We start from the raw sequence: 20,000 nt of genomic DNA, 5'->3' as shown, positions 1-20,000 counted from the left end.
CAAATGTCATCTATGCCCGGTTCAGACAGACTTTATTCGCGGTACAGCACATTCAGACGCCTAGCCTGGTTACAGACCAGCCTGCTGCTGGCTTTTGCCTGCCTGCTGTTGCAACCCTCACACGCCAAACCTGCAGAGCCCACCACTCTGACCCCTGAAAATGGTGTGACGGCTGAGGTGCAAAAACTCGATGAACTGAATAACTACCAGCTATTGCAGCCCGATGGCAGCATTTTGATACTGGGCCGTATCGACCAGCTTGAGGTAGACGATTTCAACTTTGACGGCCATACTGACTTGCACGTTGCCCGCACCCAGGGGCTTAACACATACGACCAGATTTACCTGTATCAGCCAGCCGAAAAGCATTTTGCTTTACTGAAAATCCCGGAGGACATTCAAACTCACCTGCTGTGTGATGGTTTCATGAACGTGCTCATTTTTAAACAATTAGACGGCTCCAAAATACTGCGCAGCAGTTGTATTCTCAAAGGTGCCGATGCCACCCATTTTGAAGATTTTCAGTTTGACGCCCAGGGCCGGTTATGGATTTTCCGCCAGTATGCCAGCCTGAAACGGCAACTGCCCGAAACGCTCCTGCCCTACACGGATCTGCCCTGGGGAGTTACTCAAATGCTTACCGCATTTTCTCCTGAGGGCAAAGTCATTCAACAGCAACTCACCAGCCGGGCGCTGGAGCCCATCACGTTCAAGGCACTCACATCCGGCCTGACGTTGCGTGACAGCCCGGCAAGTGAAGCCAAATCGGTATTTTCCATGCCTAAAAACCAGGTCTGCAACCTCATCGACTTTGATGCCGAAACCCTGACCCTCCAACTGGAATGCCGCGCCGCCAATGGCCAGACTTACCGTGGCTGGTTGAACTGGCAGGAAGCCATTGACAAGCATACCAGCGCCAGGCCATTTATTCTGACGGAAATCGGCTCGGCCAAACTGTATTAAATATGGGGGCTTGTTAACACGCCCTGGGCAATCTCACAATTCAAAAAGGCTGCCGTGGCAGCCTTTTTGTTCAGAACAAAACAGTATGAGTTTAAGGTGTCAGAGGAACAGGTTTGTCAGACCCCGGAGGTAACTGACTGCGGTACTTGCCGACCTCTGCCGCATCAACCGCAGCGGCCTGGTTACCCCAACTGCTGCGAATGAAAGTCAGCACATCGGCCACTTCCTGATCACTCAGCCGCCATGCAAATGCAGGCATGGTGTAAGAGGTTGGCGCACCTTGTGTGCCTTCCAACGTAGCGCCTTTGAGCACGATATTGATCAGTGACGAAGGATCTGCCCCCTGCACCACCGGGTTACCGGCCAGTGCCGGGAATGTCTGCTCATACCCCTTGCCGGTGGTACGGTGGCATGCGGCACAGTTATCGACAAATACCTGTGCGCCACGCTGACTGACATCGCCGCTGGACAATGCCTGCGCAACCTTGTCATCATACACAAACGGCTGGTCACTGCTATTGGCTGCCGGCAGTGTTTTCAGATAATGCGCTATGGCGCGCAAATCGTCGTCACTGAGGTGTTGCAGGCTGTCATTGACCACATCGGCCATACCGCCAAATACAGCCGAATGTGAGTTGCGCCCTGTTTTCAGCAGTTCAAACAGCTCTTCTTCGGTCATGCTGCCCAGGCCATCGCGGTGATCACCGCGCAGGCTGATCGCCACCCAGCCATCAATCGGCGTTGCACTGCCTGATAGATACAACGGGCTTTGATCCGAATAAGCCCGCTCTGCCAGCGTCAGCCCGTTACGCGGTGTATGGCAGGTACCGCAGTGGCCCAGCCCCTGTACCAGGTAGGCACCCCTGGCGGTCATGGCATCTTGCCCTGGCGCAGGCGTGAAAGGCTTGGCCTCTGGAGCAAACACCATGCGCCACGCCGCCAAAGGCCAGCGCATGGATAAAGGCCAGACAATATCCGTACCCCTGTTGGCTGCTGAGACCGGCTGTACACCATGCATGAAATAGGCGTACAGCGCCTGCACATCTTCATCGCTGGTTTTGGCAAATGAAGGGAAAGGCATTGCCGGATACATGCTGTCGCCATTTTGGCGTACACCATAACGCAGCGCGTTATCAAAATCCTGCAATGTATAGTTGCCGATGCCGGTTTCCTTGTCGGGTGTGATGTTGGAGGTATAAATCATGCCTACAGGCGATGCAATACCCAGACCGCCGGCAAACGGCTGCCCGTCTTTGGCCACATGGCAGGCAATGCAGTCTCCGGCCCGGGCCAGATAGGCACCACGCTGTATCAGCTCTTCCTGGGATAGCGTAGACGTGGGTTGCAGCGCAGACCTGTTTCCCTTATAGATGTAGCTGAAAAACACCATCACCAGAATCAACAACAAGACCAGAGCAAGCACCAGTAATTTAAGTTTTTTCATCATGATGCTGCCTCCTTATGCCTGCACCAGTGGGCCAGGGTTTTTCAGGTACTGGTCTTTCAAAGCCTGCGCGGCATGGTATGCCAGCGCCCCGACCAGACCGGTCGGGTTGTAAGCCAGATTCTGTGGGAATGCCGATGCACCAGTCACAAATACATTGGGCACATCCCAGCATTGCAGGTATTTGTTGATCACGCTGGTTTTCGGATCGGCCCCCATGATTGCACCACCGGTTGTATGGGTCGACTGGTAAATGCGCGTATCGTAGGTTGCCCCAGGGGTGCCGGTACTGTACGATTCGGCCCCCAGATGCTTGGCAATTTCAGCAGCGCGGTTCACCACATACTGTCCCATTTTGATTTCATTGTCATGCCAGTTGAACGTCATGCGCAGCAACGGCAAGCCGGCTGCATCTTTGTATGTCGGGTCCAAGTCCAGATAGGCGTCGCGATACGCCATGACCGAGCCTTCCATGCCAATGCTCATCTTGCGCTCGTAAGTATCTGCCACAGCCGCCTGCCAGCCCTTGCCCCAGGTTGGAGCACCTTTGGGAAGCGACGTCTGGAGAATCGGGCGGCCACCGGTAAAGCCGGCACTGGTATAAGCCCCGCCGACAAACCCCAGCGGCCCATGGTCAAACTGGTCACCGTTGAAATTATCCAACGCGTACATGCCTGCAGCCCCGGCACCGATAAACGGATTCATGTGCGTGCCTTTAGGCATCATCACCGTCACGCTGGGGTTGTACTGGTAAGCATAGTTTTTCCCGACCACACCTTCGCCGGTGACCGGGTCATACGGCTTGCCAATGCCCGAAAGCAGCAGCAACCGCACGTTATGCATCTGGAATGCCGACACAATCACCAAATCGGCCGGCTGCTCCACCTCATTACCCTGCCCGTCAATGTAGGTGACCCCGGTCGCTTTTTTGCCCGAAGCATCCAGATTGATTTTGGTCACATACGAATTGGCGCGTATTTCCAGATTTGGCCGATGCCGGATCACCGGCAGAATCGTCGTCTGCGGCGATGCCTTGGAATACATATAACAGCCAAAGCGCTCGCAAAATCCGCAGAAGTTGCACGGCCCCAAACGCACGCCGTATGGGTTGGTATAAGCCTGCGAAGCGTTGGACGCCGGCAGCGGAAACGGGTCATAACCAGCCTCTTTGGCAGCCTTGGCAAACAACTGCGCCACGTACATCGGTGAAGATGGCGGCAACGGGTATTCTTTGCTGCGTGGTGCTTCCAGCGGATTGCCGCCGGGCATGATCTGCCCGTTGATATTGCCTGCCTTGCCCGAGGTGCCGCACACCTCTTCAAAATGGGTGAAGTACGGCTCCAGCTCCTCATACGTCACGCCATAGTCCTGAATCGTCATGCCCTCAGGAATAAAATCTTTGCCATAACGCTCTTCAAAATGGCTGCGGATCCGCAAATCCTCCGGCAATGCGCGCCAGTGCTGGCCATTCCAGTGAAAACCGGCACCACCCACCCCATTGCCCAGCAGGAATGACGCATGCTGGCGGTACGGCACTGCCGTTTCCGACATGCGGTGGCGAATCGTCACCGTCTCTTTGGCCAGCGGCTGAAACAGCTTGCCCCTGACCGCATAGGCCAGCTCATCTGCAATTTGCGGATAGGCCGCCGCATCGGCTGTATCTTTATTCGGGCCGCGTTCAAGCGCCACCACTTTCAGACCCTCGTCTGTCAGCACCTTCGCCATGATCGAACCGGTCCAGCCCAGGCCGATGATAACGGCATCCACAGCATCTTTTTTCATCGCCATGATTACCCTCTCTTTCCTTCAATAGACACCGGCCCTAATGGATAAGCCTTGTTCGGCTGCTCAATCCAGTCCATGTAATCAGCCCGTGCGCCCGGAAAACCAACCGTTTTCCAACCGGCCAACTGCTGGTTCCCGCCGTACATCGGGTCGGAAAAATAACCTTCTTTGGTATTGGTCAGCAGGTACTGAAAAAACGTCTTGCCCGGAATATTCTCCAGAACAACATCACCACTCTCCAGCCCCGAGAGCACTTTGATCTGCTCCTCCTCGGTCAAATCCTGGTAACGTTTGCCTGCATATTGCTTCTGACAGTAGGCCTGGGTATCTGCGATACCCGTGCGGTATATTTCCTTGGGCGTATATTTGAGTTGGTAACCCAGCTCCGGTACGGCGTCCGGATGAAATGGCCCCTGCATGTACCACAGCCCGCCGTCACCATAGGGTGTCAACATCTGCTTATCAATAAAAACCGGCACATGGGCCGCAATCGCACCCGGGCCAGCCTCTTCAGCCGGAATCAGCCGGTCACATGCAGCCAGCAAAAATTGCCACTCATCCTCCTGGAAATAAACCGGCTTGTAGCCCGCCAGGCTTTCGCCTGGTGCGCTTTGCGCCAGTGCGCCCGATACCTGGGCCATGCCGGTGCCGGCCAAAGCCACTGCCGGAATAATTTTGACAGGTCTGGACAGAAATTTTCTGCGCGATTCATCGTGCTTTTCAGCCATTGCGACATTCTCCTTCTTGTTATTGTGTCCTTATGGCAGCATTTCACCTGACACCGCTGCCCACCAAAGACTTCATCGTTGAATGCAAATACGCGGCCTGTACATCTTCAATTATTTATCAGGCTGCTTTCCCATCATAGAACGCTCAAAGCATGTTGTTCAATATTTTGAATGTTATCCATGCTTGCAACCATGTCATAGCCCTACCGGAAAAAATGTTATTCACCCCTGCTGGAAAAGGTGCTTTTTAATGGGGAAGCCACACCAGCCCCTGTCGCTGCATGTGTCATATGCAGCACAAGCCAGCGCATTTTGATATCACGGTTTTCCGGCAGTTCAGCTATTCATGCCGGCCACGTAACCACTGGACCAGGCCCACTGAAAATTAAAACCGCCCAGCCAGCCGGTCACATCCACCACCTCTCCAACAAAAAACAGGCCGGGCATGTTTTTAGCCATCATGGTTTTGGAATCCAGCATCCGCGTATCCACGCCGCCACGCGTCACTTCGGCCTGTTTATAGCCCTGGGTACCGTTAGGCAGCACGGCCCAGTTCTGCACAGCTTGAGCAAACTGCAACTGTTTTTTAGCCGATAGATCCCGGACATAAACGTCCTGCATCCCCTGCAATGCCAGCCAGGCATCGGCAAACCGCCGTGGCCAGCCCTGCTCGGACAGCACCCGCGCCAGTTTCTGGTGGTGGTGCTCAGGCGCTGAGAGCAACGCGCTGACATCCCGCCCCGGCAGCAGGTTCAGCACAATACTCTGTCCGGGTGACCAGTAGGAAGATATCTGCAAAATAGCCGGCCCCGAAATACCTTTATGGGTAAACAGCATCTGCTCACGAAATGCTGTTTTGCCGATACGGGCCTGCACTTCCAGAGATGTTCCTGCCAGCGGCGCAAAACGTTCGCTGTCCTGCACATGCCATGTCAGCGGAACCAGTGCCGGCTCGGGCGCGAGCATGTTCAGGCCAAACTGTTCAGCCAGCCGGTAACCTAAGGGTGTGGCACCGATTTTAGGCACCGCCAGCCCCCCTGTGGCAACCACCAGCGATTCACTGGTAAAACCCCCGCGCGAAGTTTCAACCTCAAAACCATCACCATGAGATACCGACTTGATCTCTGTTTGCATCATGCGGGTCACGCGGGCAGCCCTGCACTCCTCATCCAGCATGTCAATGATCTGCTGGCTGGAATCGTCGCAAAACAGTTGCCCCTGTGTTTTTTCATGCCAGGCAATGCCGTGCCGCGCCACCAGTGCAATAAAGTCGTGCTGGGTATACTGCGCCAGCGCCGAGCGGCAAAAGTGCGGATTGGCAGAAAGATAGCATTCGGGCCGGATATGCAAATTGGTAAAGTTGCAGCGCCCCCCGCCGGATATGCGGATTTTTTCGGCCAGCTTGGTTGCATGGTCAAGCAGCAGAACACGCCTGCCCCTGTGGCCTGCCGTTGCCGCAGCCATCAACCCTGCGGCACCGGCTCCTAAAATAATGACATCATATGACGCGTTCATTGCATGGCTGCCCCATTACTTTGTTGTTTTTCAAGCAGCCAATGCGATGTTGCCTTGCCGCGCTTATTCAAATTCAGGAGGGTCAATGTTATCGCTGATGAAATTGACCACATCCACCTGATTGGTCAGTATTGTACGCACAGATACGTCCCCCCTCACCAGCCACTCGGCAACAAATGAGCCTGCCGCATCTGAAAACAGCCCGCGAAACTGGCAATAAGGCGCGTAGTCAAAACAGGTTCCGCCAAAATACCGGGTATGTTCGTCATATTGCAACGGGCGGCCGCCCCATGCGTTATACATATCCGAGACATCGAGCTCATGCGTTTGGCCCTGGTGGGTGATACGGATACTTTTCACATAAGAACCGGGCACACTTCCATCCACACCAAACGGGATACGCCCGTTAATCAGACAAACATCACTTTGACCATCGCAGCCAGTCACCTCAAACCTGCTGCGGTCAAAATCAGCCTCCACAATTTCCACCGAGGCACCGCTTGGCAATACAAACGAGGCCTTTTCATCTGCGCTGGCAGATACTGCTGCGCCTAAACAACCGGCTACCAATGCCAGCTTTACAAAATACGGTTTCATCGACTTTCCCCTTCTTTTGTATAGTTTGTATATGTTGTCAATTCTGTGCCTGCAGGCTCAAACACAGTGCTCTGGTATCGGTACACGCGGTCAACATGGAGATACTTCAATGTGAATGCTTGATAGAATTCCATTGATGATTCTGCAGCGGTTGAAAATAATATCGCATAAAAGCGCAAAAACAATCCCGATATAAACCAGGTAAAACCAACCTACATAGCTACTGAACAAAATGGTATGCAGCCAGTTTTGCTGGAATAAATACAAATAAGCGGCAATGCCTGTTGCCACAACCAAAACAGCGACAGGTAATATCAACTGAACTTTCGCTCTGCGCTGCACCAGCGCTGCCACAACTAGCAGAAAAAAGACAATGCCATTAGAACCGGTAAAAATACGAAACTCCCGCGTCAGCTGCGCTACCGTATCCATATATTTCACCTGAATAAAAGAGGTCAGTTGCTGCTGCATCTGCGTAAGGCTTGCAATACGCCAGTTCATGCTGTCTCTGATTCGCTCCTCGGTGATCCGGCGGCACTCACAGTCCAGGTTGCGCATTTGCGCAATCACAGCCGCCAGTTTTTCAGGCAGCTTGTCTGCCAGCAGTTGTTTTAACCGTTCCAGCTCACCGGCCTGACTCCCCAGCAGCCTCCGAGCATGGCCGATCAGAACATGATCATCCAGTGAGTCGATTTTCCCCTGTGTCAGCGTCTGCAGCCGATAACGAATGGCATCCTTGGTGGTCTGCTCCACAAATGTAGGTTTCGCATAGGACAGCGCGAATAATGCGCCAAATACCAGACATCCCAGTATTCCGAAAACCAGTGCCAATTTACGCAAAATGCCCTCCAGTATATGCCCCGGCAATTATCAGGTATGGCACGTTATAACATATTGAGCTTTTTATGGATTCATAACCGCCAACCCGCATCACCCGAAAAAACCGGTCGGTACACCCTTTAAAGGCTTATCTTACTTTCTTGTTTTACGAAGCTATACACCGGCCAACAGGCCAAAACACCAAAAGTGCAATATACTGCGGCAACTCAATAACAGCGCTGCCGTTACAGATGTCGTATACCAACAAAGTAGACAACACTGCGCACACCATTGCACCATGGTTCTCTAACCCAGCAGCCATTTCTATTCAATAACAATGCTGAAACGAGATCTTAAAGCACGCCACCTGACCATGATCGCCATTGGCGGATCGATTGGAACCGGGCTGTTTGTCGCCTCTGGCGCAACAGTTGCCAACGCAGGGCCTGCAGGGGCCCTTCTTTCATACATCATCATCGGTGTCATGGTTTACTTTCTGATGACCAGCCTGGGTGAGCTTGCCGCCTACCTGCCGGTTTCAGGTACCTTTTCGACCTATGGCTCCCGTTATGTCGATGAAGCGTTCGGTTTTGCGATTGGCTGGAACTACTGGTACAACTGGGCTGTCACCGTTGCAGTGGACTTGGTTGCTGCGCAGTTGGTGATTTCCTACTGGATTGATCTGTCCTCGGGCTATAGCTGGTTATGGAGCGCATTGTTTTTAAGCGTTATCTTCTGCCTGAACTACATCTCGGTCAAAGGCTTTGGTGAGGCAGAATTCTGGTTTGCGCTGATCAAGGTCATTGCCGTGGTGTGTTTCATCGGCATTGGCCTGCTGATGATCGTAGGCATCCTGCGCGGCAGTGAACATACCGGCTGGCATAACTGGACCATTGGGGATGCTCCTTTCGTGGGGGGCTTTTCATCGATGATCGGGGTCGCGATGATTGTGGGGTTCTCATTCCAAGGGACGGAGCTCATCGGCATTGCGGCCGGAGAATCCAAAGACCCTGAAAAAAATATCCCCAAAGCCATGAAACAGGTGTTCTGGCGCATCCTCCTGTTTTATGTCCTGTCCATCTTTGTGATCAGCCTGATCATTCCGTACACCGACCCCCGGCTGCTGCGCAGTGAGGCAGGTGACATCAGCGTCAGCCCGTTCACACTGGTGTTTCAAAATGCCGGGCTGCTGTCTGCTGCCGTCGTGATGAATGCCGTGATTCTGACATCGGTACTCTCCGCCGGCAATTCCGGGTTGTATGCCTCGACACGCATGCTGTACGCACTGGCCAGAGAAGGCAAAGCGCCACGGATTTTTGCGCGCCTGTCCAGGTCAGGCGTGCCGCGCAATGCCCTGATCGCCACCACCCTGATTGCCATGCTGTGCTTTTTGACGTCGCTGTTTGAAGACCAGATGGTCTACCTGTGGCTGCTCAACATGTCGGGCATGACCGGCTTCATTGCCTGGCTGGGCATTGCCATCAGCCACTACCGGTTCAGAAAAGGCATGATCGCACAAGGCCTGGATACCAGCATGCTGCCCTATAAAGCCAGTTGCTTCCCGTTTGGCCCGGTGTTCGCTTTCATACTGTGCCTGATCATTACTTTAGGGCAAAACTACAAAGCCTTCACCGAAAACAACATCGACTGGTACGGTGTGGTTGCCACCTATGTCGGTATTCCACTGTTTTTTGCCATCATGCTGGGTTATAAAATTGTGAAGAGAACCAAATTCGTTCAATACAAAGACATGGATTTTTCCAGATCAACGTATTAACACCTGAGCGCCATTCATTTATCCAGTGCTGTAACGCGCCGCAGACATCGCAAAGGTATGCGTCATGAAAGCCCAAGTCAATCACATTGAACTGTTTTATGAAAAGTCAGGCGCAGGGGCGCCGCTGATCATGCTGCATGGCAATGGTGAAGATCACCACATCTTTGATGCCATCACCGCCAAACTGCAACAGCACTTTACCGTTTACGCCATTGACAGCCGCAATCACGGCCAAAGCGCTAGCACCGACACCTACGCGTATGACACCATGGCTGAAGACATTGACGCCTTTATCCAGGTATTTGATTTAGGGCCGGCCAACATCATCGGGTTCAGTGACGGCGCCATCATCAGCCTGATGCTGGCGATGAAACACCCCGAGAGCATTCACAAAATGGCGCTTCTGGGCGTGAACCTGAAACCGAATGACTTTACGCCGGAAAGCTACCAGTACGTTAAAGACACTTATGAAAAAACAAAAGACCCGCTGTTCAGGCTGATGCTGGAGCAACCCAATATCGAACTGGATGATGTCAGAAACGTCAACACCCCGACACTGCTGATTGCGGCGGAAAACGATATCTACCGCCCTGACCTGTACCGCGACCTTGTCAACACGCTGCCTGATGCGCAACTGAAAATCATGCAGGGCCATGAGCACGACAGTTATATTGTGAACCAGGATATGTTGTACCCTGACTTACTGGCATTTTTTAAAAACAACTGAACTGGGCAGGTTCATGTATATGCATGGCAGCCATCCGCATGAACCTGCGGCACGCCCGTTATATCACCCCTGATAGCGCAGTGCATCCACCAGCAAGGCAAACGCCGGTGACGTCTGGCGGCGGTTGGGGTAATAAAGATGATACCCGGAAAATGGCTCGCACCAATCCTCAAGAACGCGGTTGAGCTGCCCTTTTTCTACATAGGTTTGTACCAACCCCTCAGGCACATAGGCCAGCCCGAATCCGGCCAGTGCAGCGTTCAGCATATGCGCTGTTTTATTGAAAACCAGTCGCCCTTCAACACGCACCCGGAGTTCATGGCCGTTTTTCCCAAACTCCCATGCATACAGGCCGCCATAGGTCGGCAAGCGCAGATTGATGCATTCATGCCGGGTCAGGTCCTGTGGCACAACTGGCGGAGACTGGCTGCGAAAATACGATGGCGCCCCCACAACGGCCATACGCGTATCCGGGCCAATGCGCACGGCAATCATGCCGCTGGCCACCTGTTCACCCAGGCGAATGCCTGCATCATAGCGTTCGGCCACAATATCGGTCATTCCATAGTCGATATTGACTTCCACCTTGACATCGGGATAAGCCGGTAAAAAATCCATCAGCACCGGCCATAAAATAGTGTCCACCGCGTATTCCACTGCCGTAATGCGGATGTTACCCGCAGGCTTTTCACGCAGCTCACTCAAGGCGGACAACTCGGCCTCAATCTCTTCAAAGCGGGGGCCTATGTTTAAAAAGAGGCGCTCCCCGGCTTGCGTAGGCGCAACGCTGCGTGTGGTACGGGTCAGCAGCCGGATACCCAGCCGCTCCTCAAGCGAGCGGACGGTATGGCTCAATGCCGACTGGGAAACCCCCAGTTGCGAAGCCGCTTTGGTAAAACTCCGCTCCTTTGCCACCGTTAAAAAAGCAAGCAGGTCATTGAAGTTTTCGTGTGCCATTCATGAATTTAGTTCATATATCTATACGAAATATACCATCTAATCATCTGTATCGCAGCAGATAAAATGAAAGCGTCAAAAGCAGTTCGCAGCGAACCCGTACTTTAATCTGGCAGCACCACAAGCTGGAATCCATACCCGGCCGTCATCTTAAAACAAAGGCTACCCGAAACCTATCCGATAGAGCGTCAGGCGTCGATTCATGTGATCTGTGTTAAATCCACCCTTTGCCGAAAGGAATAAAAATGAACCCCTTCATCACCGCCGCAACATCCATCTCATTACTGGCCTCAGCCAATGCCATTGCAGACCCGGCTTCAGGCTCGGATACAACGGCCAGAGATCATTTGCAGACATCAATCAGCCAGAATGGCTCGCGTCCATCGGCCAAAGGGCCGGCAGACTATTTCACCGGCAACGTGCGCGTCGACCCTCTTTTTGCAGTGAACCCAGCAACCAATGTATCCGGCGCTTATGTCACATTTGAACCAGGTGCCCGCTCTGCATGGCATACCCATCCTGCAGGACAAACACTGGTTGTGACGGCCGGCACGGGATGGACGCAGGAATGGGGTGGCCCCATCAAAGAAATTCACCCGGGCGATGTCGTTACATGCCCGCCGGGCGTAAAGCACTGGCACGGCGCAAGCCCCACCACGGCCATGACGCACCTGGCCATCACGGGCGACCTTGATGGCAAAAATGTTGAATGGATGGAAAAAGTCAGTGACGAACAATACAGAAAGTAAGGCGCATGAAAAAACAATTCATTTCCATTTTTTCAGCCATCAGCATTTTCATGTTTGGTTTCATCCACGTTTCAGGAGCGCAGAACATGCAGCATGAAGAATCAGGCCTCAGTACCAGACAGCAGCACATTGTGCGCATTGCCGCGCTGACGGCCAAAGGAGATATACCAAACCTGAAAACAGCCCTGAATGAAGGGCTGGATGCCGGGTTAACCGTCGGCGAAACCAAAGAGGTGCTGGTGCAGATGTATGCTTATTGCGGCTTTCCACGAAGCCTGATGGGCATCAACACACTGATCGCTGTACTGGATGAACGGAAAGCACAAAACATCCATGACCATCAGGGACCGCAGGCATCCCCGATTACCGACACACGCGATAAATACACCAGAGGCAAAGAAATACTGGAAACCCTGACCGGCCGCACAGACACAGGCCAGACAAGTGGTTTTGGTGCATTCAGCCCTGAAATTGATGTTTTTCTCAAAGAGCACCTGTTTGCAGATATTTTTGAGCGTGATATCCTGAACTACCAGGACAGGGAGCTTGCAACCATTGCCGCACTGGTCAGCCTGGGTGGTGTTGAACCAATGATGCAGTCCCACATGAACATCGGTATGCATGTTGGTCTGACAGAGCCCCAGCTCAGGCAGGTTTTGTCGATCATCGAGTCCTCAGTCGGCCAGCAAGAGGCTGCGGCCGGTGCCGGTGTACTTGACACCGTACTGGCAGGCCGAAAATAATCAGGGCCATCGGTCATAACCAACTTTGGTCAGCTCTGGTTGGTTATGGTCGGTTTTGCCATGGTACGGCATGCATGAATCAAACAGGAGAATCAGATGAACAGGATTGCCATTTTGATGCTGACCGGCATGCTTTTATATTCGCCAGGCTATGCCGAAAACACCCGGCAACCCGCACAATTCACCCCTGAAAGGACAGAAACCATGGAAATCAACCTGACCATCGGCAATACGGTGCTGACAGCCACGCTCAACAACAACCAAGCAAGCCAGGATTTCATTTCCCTGTTGCCTTTGACACTGACACTGCAGGACTATGCCGGAACAGAAAAAATAAGCGACCTGCCTCATCAACTCTCCACGGCAGGCGCTCCATCAGGCAGTACCCCCGCAGCGGGAGACATCGCTTACTACGCCCCGTGGGGAAATCTGGCGATCTTTTACAAAGGCGACAGATACGCCAGTGGGCTGATCATTCTGGGAAAAATAGAGGGGCAGATGGAAGCGCTGCGTGCGCCCGGCAACATCAATGTCACCATTGATCTGGTGAAATAAATATCCAATTTGCTGATACAGGGCGGCCCCTGTCCTGATACTGCTTACTCATCAGCAGTCAGGACAGGGACCTATAGAAACAGTTTATTTTTTCTGCAATGAGGCCATGTCAATAACAAAGCGGTATTTCACATCGCTCTTTAGCATGCGCGCATAGGCTTTATCAATATCCTGCATGTTGATCATTTCCACATCGGACGTGATGCCATGCTTACCGCAGAAATCGAGCATCTCCTGTGTTTCGGCAATGCCGCCGATCATCGAGCCTGCTACAGATTTTCGCCCCGTAACCAAAGCCGATGAATCCACCGCCGGTTGCAATTCCCCCAGAAAACCGACCAGCACCAAAGTACCGCTCAAAGACAACGTCGGGATGTAGGGGTTCAGATCATGTGCGTAAGGCACTGTATCCACAATCAGGTCAAACCGGCCTTTAACCGCAGCCATCTGGTCTTTGTCAGTCGAGATGATCACCTCATCTGCCCCCAAACGGCGAGCATCGGCCTCTTTCCCTGGGGAGCGTGTGAACAGCGTCACACGGGCACCAAGCCCTTTGGCCAGCTTGATCGCCATATGACCAAGCCCGCCAAGCCCGACAACCGCCACATGGCTGCCCTCCTTGACTTGCCAATGCTTCAGCGGAGACCAGGTGGTAATACCTGCACACAGCAGGGGGGCAGCACCTTTCAAATCCAGCCCGTCCGGAATTCTGAGCACAAACTTGTCTGACACCACAATCTTTTCAGAATAACCACCGAAGGTGGGCCGCTGGTCATGACGATCCTTATCGTTGTAAGTCAGCGTATTGCCCTCTTCGCAGTATTGCTCAAGCCCGAGTTTGCATGGCTTGCAGTGCTGGCACGAATCCACCATACAACCAACGCCGACACGATCCCCCGCTTTAAAACGGGTGACATTCTGACCGACACTGATGACACGGCCGATAATCTCGTGCCCAGGCACAACGGGGTAATTCGTTTTCCAGTCGCCATTCACATGATGCAGGTCAGAATGGCACACGCCGCAGTAAAGGATCTCAATCACAACATCATCAGGGCGTGCATCACGCCGTTCAAAACGGTATGGTTCCAGATGCGCTTTGGCACTTTTTGCCGCATATCCAAGTACATTCATTGTCATTGATTTTTCTCCATTCATATCAATGGGTATCTCAGTTGGCACTTCAACCCTTTTCGCGCAATTTCTGCCATATCTCTCGATACAGGCTTTTCGCTCAAAAAACTCAACAGAAACTGCCGGCAGGGCCCAGGCCACTGTACCCGAACCACAATGCCATTAACCACAGATACAATTTTAGGAACACTTTAGGAACACAAGTACAAACCTAAAGGCACAACATATATCCACGGCATTATGCACTTCATCTGCGAATGTACCAGATAAACAATGTGCTGATTAGAGGGGGATTAATGCATAAACTTATGAGTCAGATTCATAAATTCACACCCTATTTTCATTGATCTGAATACCTCCCCTATTCCTCAATGATTACCTGTGTCGCCATGAATCGCTTTTAGTCATTCTTTATTAAGCAGACAGCTCACTGCAAAAGCGCATTAAAGGAATTTTGCAAGTATGGGTAATATGCTTCCCATACACTGTTCAGTTAAGTAGCTCTATATCTATATATTCATCTGGGCATCAAACAGATGCCGGTTTTTACAAGATGCCATCCGAGTTCCTTACAAAGGTGAAACGGTGAGCCAAATGACTGAAAAAAAATCTGAACACAACTGGTACCTGCTGGATAGTCAAGAGGTTATCAAGCAGCTCGACAGCTCCACCAAAGACGGCCTGACCCAGGCGCAATGTGAACAAAGGCTGGCAGAGTACGGGCCCAATACGCTGCCCCAGACCAAACAAAAGCCTGCTTGGCTGCGGTTCATCGCGCATTTCAATGATGTCCTGATTTATATCCTGCTTGCCGCAGCTCTTATAACCGCCTTCATGGGGCATTGGGTCGATACCTTTGTCATTCTCGGCGTGACAGTCGTCAATGCGCTGATTGGCTTTATTCAGGAAAACAGCGCAGAGAAATCACTCAAAGGCATTCAGGGCATGCTGTCCAGCACCGCCACGGTCATCCGGGGTGGTAGCAAGCAGGACATTGATGCATCGGCCATTGTGCCCGGAGACATCGTCTTCTTAAAGCCGGGCGCCAAAATACCTGCTGACATACGCCTGTTTGAAGTACATGCGCTACAGGTTGAAGAAGCCATCCTGACGGGGGAATCCACCGTCATCGAAAAACAGACCCACCGTCTGGAACAGGAAGCCTTGCTGGGCGACCAGATCAACATGGCATTCTCAGGCACCACGGTCAGTGCCGGCACGGCCTATGGCATAGTTGTGGCCACAGGCGCCAACTCACAGTTGGGTCACATCAACCAGATGATGAATGACATACAGGGGCACAGAACACCCCTGCTGGAACAGATTGACAAGCTGGGCAAAAACATCTTCATCGTGCTCCTGGTCATGATGGCCGTGCTGTTTGTCATCGGCTTTTTTATCCGGCATATGCCAATGGGCGAGCTGGCCCTTGCCCTCATCAGCCTGGCAGTGGCTTCGGTGCCCGAAGGCCTGCCCGCAATCATATCCATCATTTTATCTCTGGGCGTGCAGACCATTGCCCGTAAACAGGCGATTATCCGCAAGCTCCCCACCGTGGAAACGTTAGGCGCACTCACAGTCATCTGCTCTGATAAAACAGGCACATTGACCATGAACGAAATGGTTGCGCAGAAAGTCATTCTGGCAGGCACTGCTTATGATGTGACAGGCGATGGCTACACACCTGTAGGGCAAATTATTGCTGAAACTGACAGACAGCCTGTGGACCTGGCCACTTTGCCCACACTCTCCCAGTTTCTGACAGCCGTGATGTTATGTAATGACAGTCAATTGACCCAAAATGACATGGGGTATTGGCAAGTGACCGGCGGGCCAACGGAAGGTGCACTGAAAGTGCTGGCGACCAAATCAGGCATACAGACCGCACATGCACAAAGAACAGGAAAAATCCCGTTTGACTCCCGCTACAAGTACATGGCAACGTCAAACCAGGTGGCCGACCAACGCTATATATTTGTCACAGGCGCACCTGACGTGCTTTTTAAACTCTGCCATCAGCAATTGACGGCACAGGGAGCGCAGGCATTCGATCAGAGCTACTGGGAACAGCAGATTGAAGCATACGCCAGCCAGGGGTTGCGCATGCTTGCAGCGGCCTACAAACCCGATTCGCGCAGCAACCAGCAAGCGCTGGACCATACGGATGTGGAATCCGGACTGGTTTTTCTGGGACTGGCAGGCATTATGGACCCACCCCGTCCTGAAGCCATTGAAGCCATTGCACAATGCCAGGCTGCTGGCATCCGGGTCAAAATGATTACCGGAGACCACCAGCAAACCGCCATGGCAATAGGCGCAAGACTGAATATCGGCAATGGTAAAGACGCCATTACCGGCAGTGAATTGGAGCATGTCAGCGATGATGAATTGCCGGCAATTGCACAGCGATATGATATTTTTGCCCGGACCAGCCCTGAGCATAAGCTGCGTCTGGTCAAAGCGCTGCAAAGCACAGGCGCCATTGTGGCAATGACGGGTGACGGTGTTAACGATGCTCCCGCGCTCAAACAGGCAGAGGTAGGCATTGCAATGGGCATCAAAGGCACCGAGGTGACCAAAGAAGCCGCAGACATGGTGCTGGTGGACGACAATTTTGCAACAATTGCCAATGCGGTCAGGGAAGGACGCCGCGTCTACGACAATCTGAAAAAAACCATTCTGTTTGTGCTGCCCACCAACCTTGCGCAAGGGCTGTTGATTGTCATTGCCATTCTGCTTGGGCTGGCCATACCGCTGACGCCCCTGCAAATCCTGTGGATGAACATGGCGACATCGACCACCTTGTCGTTCGGCCTGGCATCGGAACTGGCTGAAAAAAACATCATGGACCGGCCACCGCGCAATCCACAAAAGCCGCTGCTCGACTTGTATGCCGTATGGCGCATTGCATTTGTAGGCTTGTTGGTAGCGGTTGCAGCATTTTTATTAGAAGCCTATCTGGTGAATAAAAACTATTCCGTTGAATATATTCGCACTGTGCTGCTGCAAACACTGGTCACTGCGCAATGGGCATATATGTTCAACTGCCGTACGCAAACCAGCTTCTCTCTCGATAAAAGCATGCTGCAAAACAAAGGGCTGTGGATTGTTTCAGGCATCTTACTGCTGCTGCAACTGGCGATTATCTATGTGCCGGTACTCAACCATGTGTTTGGCACAACCCCCATTTCACTGTATTACTGGGGCATAACGCTGGCTATCGGAGTTGCCATATTCTGTGTGGTGGAAGCTGAAAAGTGGATTGTGCGAAGATACCTCTCACATGGCAGCCTTTAAGCAACCAACCGTGCTTCCGGGGCCCAATCCGGCCTGATTTGAGGCTACACGGGGAATTCAGCATGAACTGTATTCGTTAACTTAGCCATAACAGCCCCAAAAGCGCATGAAGATGTTTTGATACGTCCATGCGCTACCTTGGGGCCGGCCACGGTTGCTCTCTGTTGCGTTTCTTTGTTGCATTTGATGGGCAAGCATAACGAATTCAATATGTTCTTGCTCAACCCCATTCCGAACAAAAGCCACATTCAGCGTAGCGAAACACTGGATACTGCGTTTCAGAATTGATCAAAAAATAATTCATATAAAATACAGCTTCAAATTTCTATTTTGATCAGTAGGCAAGGAATCTTTGTGGACAACAGCCAATCCAGCGTTACCATCAACAATCAGCTCAATGAGCAGGACTGGCTTGCGATTAACCGCACCGTTATCAATCACACCGTTGGTAAAAAATACCGTAATACCATTGGGATCATATTTGCCCTGTTCATTCTTGCCACCGCATGGTTCAGCTATACATGGCTTGAATACCATCAAACATATGAATCCTACTTTTCAACACATTCCTCGTTGCCGTATTTTCTGAAACATATGTTTTGGCCGATCATATTTCTGGCAATCCTTGTCATTTTTTTCATCAGAATAAAAACCTATCCTCAATCCGTCACGCGGATGACCCTGAAAAATCCAGACAATAGTACGTACTTCAGCCCTGCAACCATCACGTTCAGCGACGAAGGGCTTTATACAGAAAAAGAATATGTGAAGGGATATTACCAGTGGCCCGCCATTGTCAAGGTGATGGATACGCCACAGTTTCTGATCCTTTTTGTAAGCGCCGCTCACGGTCATTTCATCAAAAAATCAAACTGCTCCGCAGACCAACTTCAATTCATTATGAATCTGCTGCATCGGCATTACACGGGCAAAATCATTACGCTTGCCCGCTAAAACATATTTGCAGGTTTGTTTGTTACACAACTTCAATTGCAATTCAAAGATACCGCTTAAAAATACATGCTTATGGGCAACTGCCAAATACCGGACTAAACGCCTGGTTAGCTACATTCTTCCAAAAGCCTTCGAAAAACTTTTTCAGGCAGACTGTTTCCGTGCGAGTAAAGTGGCAAACCGCAGTTTAATACGGTTACCCTGCTCATCTGTACGGTGCAATTCACCCGGATTTTCGTTGTATTTAATCAGGTCCCAGTCTGCGTAATACGACTGGAGTTCTCCGGGCTTCAGGGTAAATGAAAATGGGACAGTGCATGGATAATCCGGCGTATCCATTGCTGAAACAATCAGGTTATAACCGCCGGGCTTGGTGTGTTCCTGCATGTTTTTCAGAATGGATGGTATTTGCTGTGCCTGCAAAAACATGAGTACCACCGTTGAGATGATCCAGTCATAGTTTTGCTCAATCGCTGCCTGGTTGATGTCATACACCCTGGCTTGCAAATGTTGAAGCTGCTCTGCCTCCATAATCTGGTTAAGCCTGGCAATGCTGCTTTCGTTATGATCGTAAGCTGTAACATCAAACCCTAATAAATTCAGATATAAAGCATTGCGGCCAGAACCACATCCCAAATCCAGCACCTGTCCGGGCTTGATCGTCTGGGCGGCTTCAAGAACTTCGGAGTGGGTAGCTGTCAATCCATATTTTCTGGTGTAGTACTCCTGCGCTTCACAATAAAATACAAGCTGGCACTGCACATCATCAGAAAATGAAACAATTTTGTGCCAGCATTGGGGCTCTATGAAAGGCGGCTGTTTTTCTGGTGAAAAGGTATGTGTTGAAATTGTTTCACCGGCTGGCGTCAAAAAGGCAAAATGAATCTCTCCTTTCAGCACCGTTAGTTTGGCCCAGACTCCTTTTTGGGTATTGTGTTTTTCCTGAAAAGCTGCGGGTATTGTCTGTGCATCCCACACCGGTAATTGTTTATAACTATAGAGCTTGCCCATATATTTCTTGTACCATTCGGTCATTAAAAAAATAGATGTTTTCGGTTATTGAGAATGTCAAGTTTAGTATGAAGCCGGCTCCATCACCCTGGCAGCAGGTATTTCTAGATATTCCTGCATCACCAGGGTGCTTGTCTCTAAGCTCAGAAGTTCAGCCTCCACAGGACTTTGAGTGCATTGTCCCGGCTCCTGTTGCCGAACTCTCCCTCATACCCCACGCTCAGATGCATGTTGTCCTGCAACTC

At 51.6% G+C, this 20,000-nt stretch carries 18 protein-coding genes; 8 read left to right on the top strand and 10 right to left on the bottom strand.

Annotated elements, in window-relative coordinates:
* The first annotated feature begins 12 nt into the window (after nt 1-12).
* Nucleotides 13-963: a hypothetical protein gene (locus CUZ56_RS14550; RefSeq protein WP_126981144.1), complete on the top strand. Its 951-nt coding sequence runs from the start codon at nt 13-15 to the stop codon at nt 961-963.
* Nucleotides 964-1,054: 91 nt separating this feature from the next.
* Here CUZ56_RS14550 and CUZ56_RS14545 read toward each other — a convergent pair whose 3' ends face one another.
* The 6 genes from CUZ56_RS14545 to CUZ56_RS14520 all read right to left on the bottom strand — a co-directional run bounded on the left by CUZ56_RS14545 (nt 1,055) and on the right by CUZ56_RS14520 (nt 7,872).
* Complete coding sequence (locus CUZ56_RS14545; RefSeq protein ID WP_204250925.1) at nt 1,055-2,410, bottom strand: cytochrome c; 1,356 nt, start codon at nt 2,408-2,410, stop codon at nt 1,055-1,057.
* Nucleotides 2,411-2,422: 12 nt separating this feature from the next.
* Nucleotides 2,423-4,195, bottom strand: a complete 1,773-nt coding sequence (locus CUZ56_RS14540; RefSeq protein WP_126981143.1) for a GMC family oxidoreductase — start codon at nt 4,193-4,195, stop codon at nt 2,423-2,425.
* Between the two features lie 2 nt (nt 4,196-4,197).
* Entirely contained in the window at nt 4,198-4,920 is a 723-nt protein-coding gene (locus tag CUZ56_RS14535) for a gluconate 2-dehydrogenase subunit 3 family protein (protein WP_126981142.1), read from the bottom strand.
* 336 nt (nt 4,921-5,256) lie between these two features.
* Nucleotides 5,257-6,435 (bottom strand): BaiN/RdsA family NAD(P)/FAD-dependent oxidoreductase, encoded by a 1,179-nt coding sequence (locus tag CUZ56_RS14530; RefSeq protein ID WP_126981141.1) that lies wholly within the window; start codon nt 6,433-6,435, stop codon nt 5,257-5,259.
* A gap of 63 nt (nt 6,436-6,498) precedes the next feature.
* Nucleotides 6,499-7,032, bottom strand: coding sequence for a hypothetical protein (locus tag CUZ56_RS14525; RefSeq protein ID WP_126981140.1), 534 nt, complete (start codon nt 7,030-7,032; stop codon nt 6,499-6,501).
* Nucleotides 7,033-7,122: 90 nt separating this feature from the next.
* The gene (locus CUZ56_RS14520) at nt 7,123-7,872 is read right to left on the bottom strand and encodes a hypothetical protein (RefSeq protein ID WP_126981139.1); all 750 of its coding nucleotides are present in this window, start codon (nt 7,870-7,872) and stop codon (nt 7,123-7,125) included.
* A gap of 316 nt (nt 7,873-8,188) precedes the next feature.
* Between CUZ56_RS14520 and CUZ56_RS14515 the strand changes: the two genes are divergently transcribed.
* Nucleotides 8,189-9,628 carry an amino acid permease gene (locus CUZ56_RS14515; protein WP_126981138.1) on the top strand — a complete coding sequence of 480 codons (1,440 nt, stop codon included), beginning with the start codon at nt 8,189-8,191 and terminating at the stop codon, nt 9,626-9,628.
* A gap of 64 nt (nt 9,629-9,692) precedes the next feature.
* Nucleotides 9,693-10,355: an alpha/beta fold hydrolase gene (locus CUZ56_RS14510; RefSeq protein WP_126981137.1), complete on the top strand. Its 663-nt coding sequence runs from the start codon at nt 9,693-9,695 to the stop codon at nt 10,353-10,355.
* A gap of 63 nt (nt 10,356-10,418) precedes the next feature.
* Here the strand turns inward: CUZ56_RS14510 and CUZ56_RS14505 are convergent, their stop codons facing one another.
* On the bottom strand, nt 10,419-11,312 hold the full coding sequence (locus tag CUZ56_RS14505; protein WP_126981136.1) for a LysR family transcriptional regulator: 894 nt from the start codon (nt 11,310-11,312) through the stop codon (nt 10,419-10,421).
* Nucleotides 11,313-11,557: 245 nt separating this feature from the next.
* Here CUZ56_RS14505 and CUZ56_RS14500 point away from each other — a divergent pair, with 245 nt between their 5' ends.
* The 3 genes from CUZ56_RS14500 to CUZ56_RS14490 all read left to right on the top strand — a co-directional run bounded on the left by CUZ56_RS14500 (nt 11,558) and on the right by CUZ56_RS14490 (nt 13,359).
* A complete protein-coding gene (locus CUZ56_RS14500) occupies nt 11,558-12,061 on the top strand; it encodes a (R)-mandelonitrile lyase (protein WP_204250924.1) in 504 nt (167 codons plus the stop codon).
* A 5-nt stretch (nt 12,062-12,066) separates the two neighbouring features.
* Nucleotides 12,067-12,804 carry a carboxymuconolactone decarboxylase family protein gene (locus CUZ56_RS14495; RefSeq protein WP_126981135.1) on the top strand — a complete coding sequence of 246 codons (738 nt, stop codon included), beginning with the start codon at nt 12,067-12,069 and terminating at the stop codon, nt 12,802-12,804.
* 96 nt (nt 12,805-12,900) lie between these two features.
* Entirely contained in the window at nt 12,901-13,359 is a 459-nt protein-coding gene (locus tag CUZ56_RS14490) for a cyclophilin-like fold protein (RefSeq protein ID WP_239442592.1), read from the top strand.
* A gap of 84 nt (nt 13,360-13,443) precedes the next feature.
* On the opposite strand, the gene CUZ56_RS14485 is transcribed toward CUZ56_RS14490, so the two are convergent.
* Entirely contained in the window at nt 13,444-14,493 is a 1,050-nt protein-coding gene (locus CUZ56_RS14485) for an NAD(P)-dependent alcohol dehydrogenase (RefSeq protein WP_204250930.1), read from the bottom strand.
* A 594-nt stretch (nt 14,494-15,087) separates the two neighbouring features.
* On the opposite strand from CUZ56_RS14485, the gene CUZ56_RS14480 reads away from it, so the two are divergent.
* Entirely contained in the window at nt 15,088-17,790 is a 2,703-nt protein-coding gene (locus CUZ56_RS14480; RefSeq protein ID WP_126981133.1) for a cation-transporting P-type ATPase, read from the top strand.
* 300 nt (nt 17,791-18,090) lie between these two features.
* Here CUZ56_RS14480 and CUZ56_RS15835 read toward each other — a convergent pair whose 3' ends face one another.
* Entirely contained in the window at nt 18,091-18,330 is a 240-nt protein-coding gene (locus tag CUZ56_RS15835) for a hypothetical protein (RefSeq protein WP_162615373.1), read from the bottom strand.
* Between the two features lie 135 nt (nt 18,331-18,465).
* Between CUZ56_RS15835 and CUZ56_RS15830 the strand changes: the two genes are divergently transcribed.
* Nucleotides 18,466-18,744: a YcxB family protein gene (locus CUZ56_RS15830; protein WP_162615372.1), complete on the top strand. Its 279-nt coding sequence runs from the start codon at nt 18,466-18,468 to the stop codon at nt 18,742-18,744.
* A 144-nt stretch (nt 18,745-18,888) separates the two neighbouring features.
* On the opposite strand, the gene tehB is transcribed toward CUZ56_RS15830, so the two are convergent.
* Nucleotides 18,889-19,755 carry an SAM-dependent methyltransferase TehB gene (tehB, locus tag CUZ56_RS14470; protein WP_126981131.1) on the bottom strand — a complete coding sequence of 289 codons (867 nt, stop codon included), beginning with the start codon at nt 19,753-19,755 and terminating at the stop codon, nt 18,889-18,891.
* Nucleotides 19,756-20,000 lie beyond the last annotated feature (245 nt).

The sequence above is a fragment of the Saezia sanguinis genome (assembly GCF_003991585.1).
GTDB classification, from domain to species: domain Bacteria; phylum Pseudomonadota; class Gammaproteobacteria; order Burkholderiales; family Burkholderiaceae_C; genus Saezia; species Saezia sanguinis.
Note: the sequence above shows the minus strand (reverse complement) of the source record. Positions and strands in the feature narration are given on the sequence as shown.